We start from the raw sequence: 12,423 nt of genomic DNA on the forward strand, positions 1-12,423 counted from the left end.
ACTGACAACGGGGCGCGGCGCGCGGCGAGCCCCGAGAGGCCTGGGGCCTCTCGTTCGGATCAGGCCGGGCTCGCGTGCCCCGGTGCCTGATCCGGCCTGATCCAAACGAAAGACCCGAGGTGTGTCCCCCGGTTCCGGTGCCCGGCGGGTACCGGGACCGAGGGAGCGGCGGGCGTCAGGACTCGGACTCGCTGGTCCAGGTGCCCAGCGAGATCTCGGCGGTGATGCCGGGGCCGAAGCCGGCCATCAGGCCACGGTGGCCGTCGAGGGCCGATGCCTCGTCGAACATGCGGCCGAGGGCGTCGAGCACCACGGCGCTGGCTATGTTGCCGTACTCGGTGAGCGTGGCGCGGCTGAAGCGGAACGCCTCGGGCGGCACGTCCAGGAAGTGACTCAGGTCGTCCAGGATGCGCGGGCCGCCCGCGTGGATGATGTAGAAGTCCATCTTGCCCGCGTTCCACTGGTTCTCCTCGGCGACCGCCTCCAGGGCCGGTGCGAGGGGCTCCATGGTTCCGGGCACCCGCTTGTCGAGCTGGAAGTGGAACCCGGTGGACCGGACCGCGTAGGAGATCCAGTCCTCGGTGGCCGGGATGACGAACGACCCGTTGCGCTCCAGGCGGACTCCGGTGCCCCCGCTGCCGCGGAGCACGACGGAGGCTATGCCGTCGCCGAACAGCCCGTTGGACAGCAGCGATCCCACGCCCAGGTCGGTGGGCTGGTAGCAGAGCGAGCAGAACTCGCAGGCCACGATCAGCACATTGGCGTCGGGGTACGCCGTGCAGAAGTCGTGGGCCCGGTTGACCGCCGCGCCACCGGCGGCGCAGCCGAGCTGCGCGATCGGCAGCTGCCGGGTCTCCGGCCGGAAGCCCATCTCGCCGATGAGCCAGGCGGTCGGCGGCGGCATCATGAAGCCGGTGCAGGAGACGTAGACGATCAAGTCGATCTGCTCCGGCTCCAGTTCGGCCTGGTCGAGTGCCTGGCGTACCACCGCCGGAACCCGGGCCTTGGTGTGTTCCTCGTAGGTGATGCTGCGGGCGTCGAAGCCCGGGTGCTGCAGCACCTTGTCGATCGGCTGGATCAGATGCCGTTTCTGCACCCCGGTGTGTTCGATCAGACGAAGGACCAGGTCGATCTGCGGGTGGTCGCCATGCAACCGTTCGGCCAGCTCAAGGGTTTCCTCGTTGGTGATGACGTACTCGGGAACCGCGATGGCCGGCTTGCAGAGAACCGCCATGGAACTCCTCCTAGCGGACTTGGTCCACACGGCCGGGCCCGAACGGTTCCGGGGCATCCCGGCCGGAGGCGGCCACCACGGTTCCGCGCACACGCGGCGTTGCGCGGATGCGGATCGCTGGTGGAATCCGGCGCCGGGTCAGGTACCCCTGGAACGGGCGCGGACGGGCCGACCGTCGAAGACTGAGCTCTAGCCGTTCGTGGGCGGAAGCGGATCCGCCACGGCTTGGGTGGCCGTCGGGATCACGTTACGGCAGGCGGGTCGGGGCCGCACGCCGAGCGCGGCGCCGACGGGGCCGCGCGGGGCCCGCGCAGGGTGTGGGGTGTTGTTCGCAGGAGCCCCGGCCGGCGCCCCGGAGCGGCCCGGGTTGCCGCCGGCCGGGGGTGGGCGCATCATCGATGGCGGCTGCCGGGGCGCCCGGTCACCAGGTGACGGGCAGTTCGAGGGGATAGCGCCAGATCGACGTCCTGTTCCAGCGCACCTCCTCGGCCGGAGCCGCCAGTTTCAGCGCGGGGAAGCGCTTCAGCAGCGTCCCGATGGCGATCTGGAGCTCTGTGGCCGCCAGCGGGGCGCCGAGGCAGTGGTGCCCGCCCCACCCGAAGGTCATGTGGGACGGCCCCTGGCGCTCCAGGTCCAGCTCGTCGGGGCGGTCGAACTTCCGGCCGTCGCGGTTGGCCGTCAGATAGGAGACGTGCACGATGTCCCCTTCCCGGATCTGTACGCCGCTCAGCTCCACGTCCTCCATGGCGACCCGGGGGATGCCGACACCCTTGCGGAAGGGGATGAAGCGCAGCAGCTCCTCGATGGCCTGCGGGAGCATCTCGGGGCGGTCGCGCACCATGGCGAGCTCGTCGGGCCTGGTGAGCAGCGTGTAGGCGATGTTCCCGATCTCGTACGTGGTGGTGTCCTGGCCGGTGATGAGCAGGACCATGGCCATGACGGCCAGCTCCTGGTCGTTCAGGATTTCGTCCCCGTCGCGCGCGGTGGCCAGCGCGCTGATCAGGTCGTCGCCCGGGTTCGCGCGCCGTTCGGCGGTCAACTCCTCGAAATAGCCGCGGAGTTCGGCCTTGGACTGGATCGCCGCTTTCTTGTTCTCGACCGTGGTGTCCATCATGGTCCGGGCGTGGGCGCGCAGTTGGGCGCGGTCGGCCTCCGGGATGTCGAGGACCTCGCAGATGGTGGTCAGGGGCAGCGGGGCGGCCAGATGCTCGAACAGGTCGGCCGGGGCACCGTGCTCCTCCATGCGGTCCAGCAGCTCGTCGACCACATGCTGCGTGCGTACCCGCATGCGCTCCAGGTGGCGGGGTGCGAAGCCCTTGGAGATCAGGCTGCGCAGGCGGCTGCTGCCCGGCGGGTCCATCACGTTGATCGCCTCGTCCTGGACGATCGGTTCGGGGGTCATGCGCGGGAAGTTCCGGCCGATGATGGCGGTGCGGCTGAAGCGCCGGTCGGTGGTCACCGTACGCACGTCGTCGTAGCCGGTGACGAGCCATGCCTCGCCGTCGCCGTGCGGGAGGCGGATGCGGGAGACGGGCTCTTCGGTCATCAAGTGCCTGAGCACCGGGTCGAATTCGAGGGCCTCGGCGTAGTCGAACGGGCAGTGCCGTGCGCCGGCTACTGGTTCCATGCGGAGCTCCAGACGGGGATCTGACGGGGTGGTCCACGCAATCGCGGGCTTGGACGGGACATGGGTGCCCGGTCGTCCGCGGGGCCACGCGCCGCCCCGGTCCGATTGGTCCATATGAAGAAGGGATCGGACGAAGCCGGTCGCTGGACCGGCGCAATCCGGTCCGGCGACCGGCGGAACAGGGCGGTGGCCGGTGGCCCCGGCCGGTCTCAGCCGCCCGGTACGACGTCGGTGGCGTCCACCGCCGGGCGCAGCGCGCGGGCGAGCCTGACGCCGTCGCCCACCGCCCAGAAGTGGGTGAAGAACAGGCGGGGGTCCTCCGACAGATGGTGGTTGTGCAGCTCGACGAGCTTGATCCCGCCGCGCCGCAGCGCCTTCAGCACGTGCGGGACCTCGTCGGCGCGCATGGCGAAGTCGCCGCTGAGCGCGGCCCGGCCGCCGCCCAGCGGCTGGAAGTTGAACGCGCTGGTCGACCCCAGGCCGGGCGGCAGGATCAGATGGCCGTCCGCGACGGTCTCGCGGCGGACGAAGAGGATCTTGAAGAGCCCGTCGTCGGTGGAGCCCGTGGTGCCCAGCGCCGCCTCCATCCCGGCGGTGTCCAGGTCGACCGGGGCCGGCGGCTGCGGCCGCGCCGGGGGCGGGGTGCCGGTGCGGTCGAATCCGGCGCGCAGGCCGCGGGCCAGGGCCGCCGCGTCGTGGCCGTGGCCGTGGACATGGGTCCACCACAGGTCGGGGGTCTGGGAGAGCAGGTGCTTGTGGATCGCGGTCTGCTCGATCCCGTGCGCCTGCCACGCGTCGGTCACGTGCTGGAGCTCGCGCTCGGTGACCACCACGTCGCCCATGACCATCGTGGAGCCGTCGGCGTAGCGGACGAAGGCCACGTGCGTGCCCAGCGCCAGCCCCGGGGTGACGACGACGCCGTCGGAGACCACCAGGAGATCCCGCCGGGGGAAGCCCGTGTGGTACGTCGTGCCGCGCAGCATGTTGCCGCCGCGGCCCAGCGCTTTCGCCACGCCCGCCCAGTCCTCCAGGGCGGTCGGTGCCGGCTTGATCTGCATCCCGTGCCCCGCCCCGGTCATTCCGGCGGGCAGGGTGTGGGCGGTTGCGGGGCTCGCCACGGTCAGCACCGGCGCGAACGCGGCGGCCGCCAGTACGCGCCGTCGTGACGTGATCGCCCGTGCGTCCGGGCTCTGCTGTCGGTCTCCGGTCATCGTCCGCTCGCCTCCATCGGTCGCTCCATGGCGAGATGAAAGCATGCGAAATCATGAAGAAAGGATGAAAGCGGATACATCGTCAGCGGGTGGGGCTGGATGGACTAAACGTGTTGTCCGGCCGGCCCCCGGTGGGGCGGCGCCCCCACCACGCCTCAGCCCGTTCTCGGCGAGCGGCGCCGCACCGCCCCCGGCAGCAGCGCCGCCCCCACCGCGACCAGCGCGCACGCCCCCGCCGCGCCGCCCATCAGCGCCCACGGCACCGACACCACGACCGGCGCCGACACCGAGGCCAGCGCGGCGGCCAGGCCCGCCAGCTGCACCCCGGCCACGGCCAGGCCGAGCAGCGCCCCGAGCCCGACCGCGAACAGCGTCTCCCCGGCCACCACCGCGAGGACCTGCGGCCGGGTGGCGCCGGCCAGCCGGAGCGCGTCCAGCTCCGAGGAGCGTACGGACCCCGCCATCAGCATCGTGTTGGCCAGCGCGATCAGGGTGTAGAGCAGCGCGATCCCCAGGATCACGACCAGACCGGTCCGGGTCTGCGGACCGGCGCTCGGATACGTCGCCGCCAGCCACTGCTCCGTCGACCGCACCGTGCCGCCGGTCCCGCGCAGACGCGCCTCGACGACGGCCCGGTCGGCGCCCGGCGAGAGCCGTGCCTCGATCCGGTCCGCGGCCGCCGCCGGGGCGTTCGCCCTGGTCACATAGGCGCCGTTGTTCCCCGTTCCGAGGGCCAGCACCGCCGCGATCCGCAAGGAGGCGGGGCGCCCGTCGCCGAGCCACACCCGTACCGTCGAGCCCACCGTGTGCTGGGTCCACTCCTCGTTCACCACGATCGAGCCGTCGTCCAGATCAGCGATGTCGCCCGCCACCACCGGCAGCCGCCCGACCCGGGCCAGGGCCTTCGCGTCGTCCACCGCGCGGGCCTCAAAGGCGACCAGGGCGGAGCCCTCCTCGCGTACGTAGACGGCGGTCGGGGCGGAGGCGGACAGCGTGGCGCCGGGCACCGGACGGACCCTCAGCCCCTGGCCCGTCACGACCAGATCGGCCCCGGTGTGCTCGCGCGCCTCCGCGGCCTTCACCGCTGGACCCGTCATCGCGGAGCCGGCCACCGCACCCGCCAGCGCCACGGTGATCAGCACCGGAGCGGCCACCGCAGCCGTACGCCGCAGCGCCGCCGAGGTGTTCGCGGTCACCAGCGTCCCGGTCGCCCCCGGCAGCCGGACCAGCCGGGTCAGCGGGTGTACGAGCAGCGGCGAGAGCAGGGCGACGGCCGTGATCAGGACCATCGGCTGCGTGATGTACGTCTTCCGCTTCAGCAGCGCGGACGGGTCGGCCGCGAGGGTCTTCGCCATCAGGAACGCGGCCCCCGCGAGCAGGACGAAGCCCAGCAGCCGGCGGACCGGCGGGAGCACGCCCGTATCGACATCGGCCTCGCGCAGCGCCTCGGCGGGGCCGGTCCGGCCCGCCCGCCGCGAGGCGGCCCAGACCCCGGCCAGGGAAACCGCCTGCCCGGTCCAGAAGGCGGCGTGCAGCGGCCAGGCGGCCGGACGGATGACGAACCAGGACGGCGCCATCCCCTCGTCGACCAGCAGCCCGGCGAGCAGCTGCGCGCCCGGACCGCCCAGCACGCACCCGGCGGCGGAGGCCAGGGTGCCGACCACGGCGGCCTCCGTCAGCAGCAGCCGCCGCAGCTGGCCCGGCGTGGCGCCCGCCGTGCGCAGCAGCCCGAACTCGCGCCGGCGCAGCGCCACCGAGAAGGCGAACGTCGACGCGACGACGAAGACCGAGACGAAGGCGGTGAGGCCGCCCGCGGTGCCGAGCAGCACGTTCGCGGTCAGCAGCCCCTCGGCGTCCCGCTCGGTGGCCGGGTCGGCCCGGCGACGGTCGTCCCCGGTGAGGACCAGGGCACGGTCGCCGACCACGCGGCGCACCTCGGCCACGGGCGCGTCCACCCCCACGGCGTCCGGTCCGCCCCGCAGTCCCGACGCCGTGGTCCGCCCGTCGTCCCGGGTCACCGGGCCGAGCCTCCGGAGGTCGCGCAGGAGTGCGATATCCACAGGGTGTGGATGGGCGAGCTTCCGGGTGACCTCCGCTGTGGACGGTCCGCGCCGCACCGGCACGGTCAGGGTGTCGTCGCCCATCACCACCACCGGTGACGCGGCGAAGCGCTGCGGTGCCCGGTCCGGGGCGCCGAGGGTCGAGGCGAGGCCGAGACCCATGGCCGCGATCAGCCCCACGCCCAGCGCGAGCGCGACGAAGGTGCCGGTCAGCGCGGTCCAGCGGGTGCGCAGGGAGGCCAGGGCGACGGTCAGCACGACGCCTCCCGGACGTGAGCCGGGACGGATCCGGCGACGGCGGGCCCGCGCCCGTGCCCGCGTGTCCGGCCGCCCTCTTGTCCGTCCGCGCCCGTGCGTCCCGTCGCCGTCCGGGCCGCGATCCGTTCGGCGTCGAGCCCGGTCAGATCGGCCGCCACCTGCCCGTCGACCAGGAGGAGCACCCGGTCCGCGTAGGCCGCGGCCACCGGGTCATGGGTGACCATCACGATCGTCTGCCCCTCCAGGTCCACCAGCTCCCGCAGCATCTCCATCACCCCCTGGCTCGTCGCGGTGTCCAGCGCGCCGGTCGGCTCGTCGCCGAACAGCACCGCGGGCCGGGTGATCAGGGCCCGCGCCAGGGCCACCCGCTGCTGCTGGCCCCCGGACAGCTCGGCGGGCCGGTGCCCCGCACGGTCCGCGAGACCGACCCGGGCCAGGGCGCCCCGTACCTCGGTACGGGACGGGCGGCGGCCCGCGAGCCGCAGCGGCAGCGCGACGTTCTGGGCGGCGGTCAGCGAGGGGATCAGGTTGAACGCCTGGAAGACGAAACCGATCCGGTCCCGGCGCAGCAGCGTCAGCCGGCGCTCGCTCAGCCCGGTCAGCTCCGCCCCGCCCACCTCGACGGTGCCGGACGTCGGCCGGTCGAGCCCGGCCGCGCAGTGCAGCAGCGTGGACTTGCCGGAACCGGACGGGCCCATGACGGCGGTGAAGGTGCCGGTGCGGACGGTGAGGTCGACGGGGCCGAGGGCGTCGGCCTCGCCGTAGGCACGGCGCACGGAGCGGAGCCGTACCGCGTCGGCGGCGCTGGTGGGAGCGACGGATGCTCGGGAGGAGGTCATGCGTCGATCGAACCGTTCCGCCGCCCCACGATCACGACTGCCAGACCCCTGCGGTGGGGTAGGGCCAGGCATACCCCGCCGCACCACCCTGCCTACCCTGACCTCATGGAACCGGTGATCGACCAGGCATTCGCGGCAGCCCTCTACTCGGACGGCGACGCCGGTCCCGACACCGGCGCCTCCCTCCTCGCCGCCGATCCGACGGCCGACGCGGAACTGTTCCGGCGCGGCGAGGAGTTCGTCCGCCGGGCCTGGGAGCGCGGCTGGCAGCCCGCCGATGTCGTACGTCTGGTCCGCCGCGACCTCGACGAGACGGCGGCCCGTCTGGCCGCCGGGCTGATCCTCTCGGAGACCGTGCGGTACGAGGGGCTGCCGCCCCGATGGCGGTCCCAGCTCGACGGGCTCCCCGAGGCGCCGCCCCGGAACCGGCCGGACCGCTTCTCCTACGCCTGTGCCGTCCTCGGCCTGTACCGGCTGCTGCTCGGGCTCCCCGCGATCGAACCGGTCGGGCCCCCGCCCGGCGCCCTCCCGCACGGGCTCCACCTGCCACCGGCACACGACGAGCCCCGGATGCTGACCCGGATCCGCGCCCTGCTCGCCAAGGCGGAGGCGACCGGATTCCCCGAGGAGGCGGAGGCCCTCACCACCAAGGCGCAGGAGCTGATGGCCCGGCACTCCATCGACGAGGCCCTGCTCGCCGCCCGTACGCACAGCAAGGAGGCGCCGGGGGCATGCCGGATCGGGGTCGACGCGCCGTACGAGACGGCGAAGGCGATCCTGCTCGACGCGGTCGCCGCCGCGAACCGCTGCCGTGCGGTGTGGAACAGCGACCTCGGCTTCTCCACGGTGGTCGGCTTCGAGCCGGACCTGGACGCCGTGGAACTGCTCCACACCTCCCTGCTGGTCCAGGGCACGGTGGCGATGACGAAGGCGGAGGCGGGCCAGCGGGCCGGCGGACGCAAGCGGACCAAGACCTTCCGGCAGTCGTTCCTGATGGCCTACGCCCAGCGGCTGGGCAGCAGGCTCGCCGCCGACACCGCCCGGGTCACCGCCGCCGCCGGGGCCGGATCCGGGGCCGGGCCGACGGGGTCCGGCGACCCCGGTCTCCTCCCGGTCCTCGCCGCCCGCGACATGGCCGTCACGGACACCGCCGAGCGGATGTTCCCCGAGACCACGACCACCCGGGTCCGGGGCGCCACCGACCTGGACGGATGGACCCACGGCACGGCCGCCGCCGACCGGGCACGGATGGGCGGGAGCGGCCCGGAGCTCCGCGACGGCCACGGGAGGAGATAGCCGCCGCCCCCGTGAGCCGATTTCCGACAACTCGGGCCAAACGGTAATTCCGGTTAGGCTCTGGGCATGAGCTGGCTCCGGGCGCTGAAGGAGACCGCCCGCTCGGGGCTGTCGATCGAGCGCCGTCGTCTCGAACCGCTCATCGCGATCCGCGGTGCGGCCGGTCTCGCCCTCGTCATCGGGGTCAGCCTCGCGTTCTTCGGGCCGGTGGTCGCCGCGAGCTCCGCGTTCGGCGCGTTCCAGGCGGCCATCGCCACCTTCCAGCGCAGCTGGCGCCCCCGGCCCGTCCTCGCCCTGGTCTCCGGGGCGAGCCTCGCCGTGTCGACGTTCCTCGGCTACCTCACCGGCTCCCGGCTGCTGCTGTTCCTCGCCCTGCTGGCGCTCTGGACCTTCGTCGCGGGCCTGGCCTGGGCGGCGGGCCCGACCGCCGGCATCATCGCGGCGTCGAACGTGGCGATCATGCTGGTCACGGTCACCCTGCCCACCTCCGTCGCCAACTCGGCCGTGCACGCCGTGATGATCCTGTTCGGCGGGATCGTGCAGGCGGCGCTGATCGTCCTGTTCCCGGTGCGGAGATGGGGCGCCCAGCGCGACGCCCTCGCCGACGCGCTGGCCGCCGAGGCCGACTACGCCCGCCGGCTGCGCCACGACCCGCTCGCCCCGTTCGACCCGGTGCCGCTGATGACCGCCCGCAGCGCGGCCGCGGTCACCCCGCGCCAGGCCCGCCGCCGGCCGCCCGAGCTGCGGGGCTCCCGAGGGGTCGCGGAACGGATCAGGCCGGTGCTCGCCTCGCTCGCCGACCCGTCCCTGGGCGTGCCGTCCGAGGGCCGGGAACGCGAACGGGTCCGCGAGCTGCTCGCCGCCGCCGGATCGGTGCTCGACTCGGCGGCCCGCGCGATCCGCCACGGCAACCCGGTCGAGCTCGCCCCGTCCGCCGTCGCCGCGCTGAAGACCCCGGACACCGGAACGCTCCTCACCGGCCCGCCGCTGCGCGCCGCCGACCGGCTCGGCGCACTGCTCTCCGACGTCATCGAAACGGCCGAGGGCGAGGGCACGAAGGAGCAGGAGGCCAAGGCCGACGAGGCCGCCGAGGCCATCAAGGCCCCGCTGGACGGGACCCCCGCCGTCCCGCACCGCCGCCGCCCCACCCTGCCGCGGCTGGTCCCCGTCGTCCTGAAGGCGATGCGCGCCGAACTGCGCCCGGGGTCACCGATCCTGCGGCACGCCGTCCGGGTCTCCGTCGTCGCGGCGGGTGGTTACCTCATCGGTACCGCGCTGCCGTTCGGGCACGGCTACTGGGCGCCGATGGCCGCCGTCATGGTGATGCGGCCGGAGTTCTCGCAGACGTACGCGCGGTCCGTGGCCCGGTTCGGCGGCACGATCGTCGGCGTCTCGCTCGCCACCGGGATCGTCCAGGTCACCCACCCCGGAGTGACCACGGCCGCGGTGCTCTCCGTGCTCTGCGCCCTGCTGATGTACCTGCTGATGCGCACCGGTTACGTGGTCGGCCAGGCCTGCGTCTCGGCGTACGTCGTCTTCCTGCTCGGGATGGCGGGCGACAGCCTGTCGCAGACCGTGCTCGAACGGGTCGTCCTCACCCTCGCGGGCGGCCTCCTCGCGATGATCTCGTACGCCCTCTACCCGGCCTGGGAGACCCCGAGGCTGCGCGGCCGGCTCGGCGACTGGCTGAAGGCGGACGGACGGTACGCCGCCTCGGTCGTCGACCAGTACGCCGAACCGGCCGAGCGCGGCCACGACGACGTGCGCTCCGCGCTGCTCGACACCCGTGAGGCCCGGGTCGCCTGGCAGGAGGCGCTGGCCATCGCCCAGCACGAACCGGTGCGCAACCGCGGCCTCTCGCGCTCCGCCGCCGACGACACCCAGCACGCGCTCGCCCAGCTGGGCCGGGCCGCGATGCTGCTGGAGGCCCATCTGCCGGGCGGCGGCGCCACCCCCGTACCCGACGCGGCGCGCCTGGCCGGGGCGCTGCGCCGGGCCACCGAACAAGGGGCGAAGGCGGTACGGGAGCGGCGGGTGCCGGACTGGTCCGAGGTGCGCGAGGCGCTGGCGGAGTGGGACGCGCGACAGCGCACGGACGAGGGGAGGGCGGACCCCTTCGTACGGGACGGGGCCCACCTGCTCCTCGAAGCGCTGGAGGAGTTCTCCCGCGGGCTGGACGGAAAGCCGAAGCCGAAACCGCCCGAGGACAAGGCGGGTTGAGGCAGCCGGCGCCAGGGGCTGTCAGGGGGCCGTGGTCGGCAGATCGGCCAGGTCCGGCAGGCCGGACGGCAGGGCACCCGGCTCGGTCTTGGCCAGGGTGTCCTTGACTCCGCTGCCCCAGGACACCACGACGGTCCTGCCATCGTTGGAGTCGACGGACCCCGTGGTGCGGTCGTCGCCGCCGTCGACGCACTTCAGCGTGAGCGTCACCTTGTCCGCGTCCTGCACGGTGCCCGTGCAGGCGTGCTGTTCGGTGACGAGCACGGCCTTCCCCGACGCCACCGACAGGACGACCGCCTTGCCGTCGGTCTTTCCGGCCCAACCGCCCTCCAGCGCCGCGGCGTCGGTCCCGGACCCGCTGTCGCGGTCGTCGGCCGACGGACCGGGCCGGTCCGAGGCGGCGGAGCCGCCCGGCTCGCCGCTCTTCGCGCTGTCGCTGCTGCAGCCGGTCAGTGCCGCGGTGCAGAGGATTCCGGCGGCCATCACCGCACCGGTCCGTACGATTCCGTGCATCTGCAATTCCCCCTTGCTGACGAAAGACCGAGCCAAGTTATCAGCGCGTTCCGCCGGGATGGAGAGCTCGACCGGGGGTAGACGGAGCCGAAACGGCTTCCTGTGCGTCTCTCCGTACGGGGTGAAGCTGTAATCGCGAGAACACCCCGCGTGCACGTGCATCCGCACATGCATCTGCGCATGCAGCGAAATTTGAACAGAGCTATGATCCGAGACAGTTGACACTTGCACCTTGCAACTCGGGGAGCGTCCTGTGCACCACGTGTACAACGGCATGGCGGCCACAGAGCTTCGCGGAGTCGTCTGGCAGAAGAGCAGACACAGCAACTCCCAGGGTTCCTGCGTGGAGTTCGCGAAACTGCCCGACGGAGATGTGGCGATGCGGAATTCGCGCCACCCCGACGGGCCGGCGCTGGTCTATACGCCGGCCGAGATAGAGGCACTGCTGCTCGGGGTGAAGGACGGGGAGTTCGACCACCTCATAGCGGGCGGCTGACCACTTCCCGCGGGCCGGTGTCCGGCCCGGACCGCCGGCCGCTCGTCGCGGCCGGGCGGGTCACATGGAGTCGGAGAGCCGGAAGAGCGCCCAGACCACCTTGCCGCGCGATGCGGCCGGGGTGCCGGGGTTCTCCGTCACCGGGGTGGGGTGCCAGCCCCATGAGTCGCTGAAGGACTCCACCAGGAAGAGGCCGCGGCCGGATTCCGCGCAGTCCGGTGCCTCGGAGGCGATCGGGCTCTCCCGGCTGGGGTCGCGCACGGCGCACACCAGTCGCGAGCTCCAGCGCATCAAGTGCAGCCGTACCGGCGGGTCCTGGGACTCCGGTGCGGAGCTGTCCGAGGGCAGGGCGTGCCGCAGGGCGTTGGTGACGAGTTCGGAGACCACCAGCGCGACGTCGTCGAACCGCTCGGCCAGTCCCCATCCGTTCAGTGTCGTCCGGGTGAACCGCCTCGCCCCGCCCACGGCTTCGTAGCGGGCGGGCAGTGTGCAGGTCGCCGATCCGGAGACGGCTGAGGGATCGATGGGGGGAAGCCCCTGCCGTAACGGCTCGAGCATCGTCGATCCATTCGTCCCCATGCGAGGCACTCCCGGGATTCGCGGCTGTATCAGTACTGCGGGGGGTACAGCGGCACAACACGAACGAGCACGCAGGTGCGCGAGCCCCAT

General features: G+C 73.2%; 10 protein-coding genes. 3 read left to right on the forward strand and 7 right to left on the reverse strand.

Annotated features, from left to right (window positions below):
• Positions 1–175: 175 nt before the first annotated feature.
• From OHA19_RS22320 to OHA19_RS22340, 5 genes are all read right to left on the reverse strand, one after another.
• Entirely contained in the window at positions 176–1,234 is a 1,059-nt protein-coding gene (locus OHA19_RS22320; protein ID WP_405714018.1) for a type III polyketide synthase, read from the reverse strand.
• Between the two features lie 421 nt (positions 1,235–1,655).
• Positions 1,656–2,861 carry a cytochrome P450 gene (locus OHA19_RS22325; RefSeq protein WP_405714017.1) on the reverse strand — a complete coding sequence of 402 codons (1,206 nt, stop codon included), beginning with the start codon at positions 2,859–2,861 and terminating at the stop codon, positions 1,656–1,658.
• Positions 2,862–3,070: 209 nt separating this feature from the next.
• The gene (locus OHA19_RS22330; protein WP_405714014.1) at positions 3,071–4,072 is read right to left on the reverse strand and encodes a DUF1259 domain-containing protein; all 1,002 of its coding nucleotides are present in this window, start codon (positions 4,070–4,072) and stop codon (positions 3,071–3,073) included.
• A 155-nt stretch (positions 4,073–4,227) separates the two neighbouring features.
• Positions 4,228–6,390, reverse strand: coding sequence for an FtsX-like permease family protein (locus OHA19_RS22335; RefSeq protein ID WP_405751280.1), 2,163 nt, complete (start codon positions 6,388–6,390; stop codon positions 4,228–4,230).
• A complete protein-coding gene (locus tag OHA19_RS22340) occupies positions 6,384–7,229 on the reverse strand; it encodes an ABC transporter ATP-binding protein (RefSeq protein ID WP_405714010.1) in 846 nt (281 codons plus the stop codon). The genes OHA19_RS22335 and OHA19_RS22340 overlap by 7 nt, the downstream gene beginning before the upstream one ends.
• A gap of 105 nt (positions 7,230–7,334) precedes the next feature.
• On the opposite strand from OHA19_RS22340, the gene OHA19_RS22345 reads away from it, so the two are divergent.
• Together OHA19_RS22345 and OHA19_RS22350 are read left to right on the forward strand one after the other, a co-directional pair.
• On the forward strand, positions 7,335–8,525 hold the full coding sequence (locus tag OHA19_RS22345) for a DUF2786 domain-containing protein (protein ID WP_405751283.1): 1,191 nt from the start codon (positions 7,335–7,337) through the stop codon (positions 8,523–8,525).
• A 66-nt stretch (positions 8,526–8,591) separates the two neighbouring features.
• The gene (locus OHA19_RS22350) at positions 8,592–10,745 is read left to right on the forward strand and encodes an FUSC family protein (protein WP_405751286.1); all 2,154 of its coding nucleotides are present in this window, start codon (positions 8,592–8,594) and stop codon (positions 10,743–10,745) included.
• Positions 10,746–10,766: 21 nt separating this feature from the next.
• Here OHA19_RS22350 and OHA19_RS22355 read toward each other — a convergent pair whose 3' ends face one another.
• On the reverse strand, positions 10,767–11,258 hold the full coding sequence (locus tag OHA19_RS22355; protein ID WP_405714005.1) for a hypothetical protein: 492 nt from the start codon (positions 11,256–11,258) through the stop codon (positions 10,767–10,769).
• 253 nt (positions 11,259–11,511) lie between these two features.
• On the opposite strand from OHA19_RS22355, the gene OHA19_RS22360 reads away from it, so the two are divergent.
• Positions 11,512–11,754: a DUF397 domain-containing protein gene (locus tag OHA19_RS22360; RefSeq protein ID WP_037690973.1), complete on the forward strand. Its 243-nt coding sequence runs from the start codon at positions 11,512–11,514 to the stop codon at positions 11,752–11,754.
• 60 nt (positions 11,755–11,814) lie between these two features.
• Here OHA19_RS22360 and OHA19_RS22365 read toward each other — a convergent pair whose 3' ends face one another.
• Positions 11,815–12,312 carry an ATP-binding protein gene (locus tag OHA19_RS22365; RefSeq protein ID WP_405751289.1) on the reverse strand — a complete coding sequence of 166 codons (498 nt, stop codon included), beginning with the start codon at positions 12,310–12,312 and terminating at the stop codon, positions 11,815–11,817.
• Between the last annotated feature and the right edge of the window lie 111 nt (positions 12,313–12,423).

Origin of the sequence: Streptomyces sp. NBC_00012 (assembly GCF_045040875.1) — a bacterium.
Lineage (GTDB): Bacteria > Actinomycetota > Actinomycetes > Streptomycetales > Streptomycetaceae > Streptomyces.

Bases quoted from the DNA above. Each gene is read 5' to 3' on its own strand.
- OHA19_RS22320 (WP_405714018.1), bottom strand. From the start codon at position 1,234: ATGGCGGTTCTCTGCAAGCCGGCCATCGCGGTTCCCGAGTACGTCATC.
- OHA19_RS22325 (WP_405714017.1), bottom strand. From the start codon at position 2,861: ATGGAACCAGTAGCCGGCGCACGGCACTGCCCGTTCGACTACGCCGAG.
- OHA19_RS22330 (WP_405714014.1), bottom strand. From the start codon at position 4,072: ATGACCGGAGACCGACAGCAGAGCCCGGACGCACGGGCGATCACGTCA.
- OHA19_RS22340 (WP_405714010.1), bottom strand. From the start codon at position 7,229: ATGACCTCCTCCCGAGCATCCGTCGCTCCCACCAGCGCCGCCGACGCG.
- OHA19_RS22345 (WP_405751283.1), top strand. From the start codon at position 7,335: ATGGAACCGGTGATCGACCAGGCATTCGCGGCAGCCCTCTACTCGGAC.
- OHA19_RS22350 (WP_405751286.1), top strand. From the start codon at position 8,592: ATGAGCTGGCTCCGGGCGCTGAAGGAGACCGCCCGCTCGGGGCTGTCG.
- OHA19_RS22355 (WP_405714005.1), bottom strand. From the start codon at position 11,258: ATGCACGGAATCGTACGGACCGGTGCGGTGATGGCCGCCGGAATCCTC.
- OHA19_RS22365 (WP_405751289.1), bottom strand. From the start codon at position 12,312: ATGCTCGAGCCGTTACGGCAGGGGCTTCCCCCCATCGATCCCTCAGCC.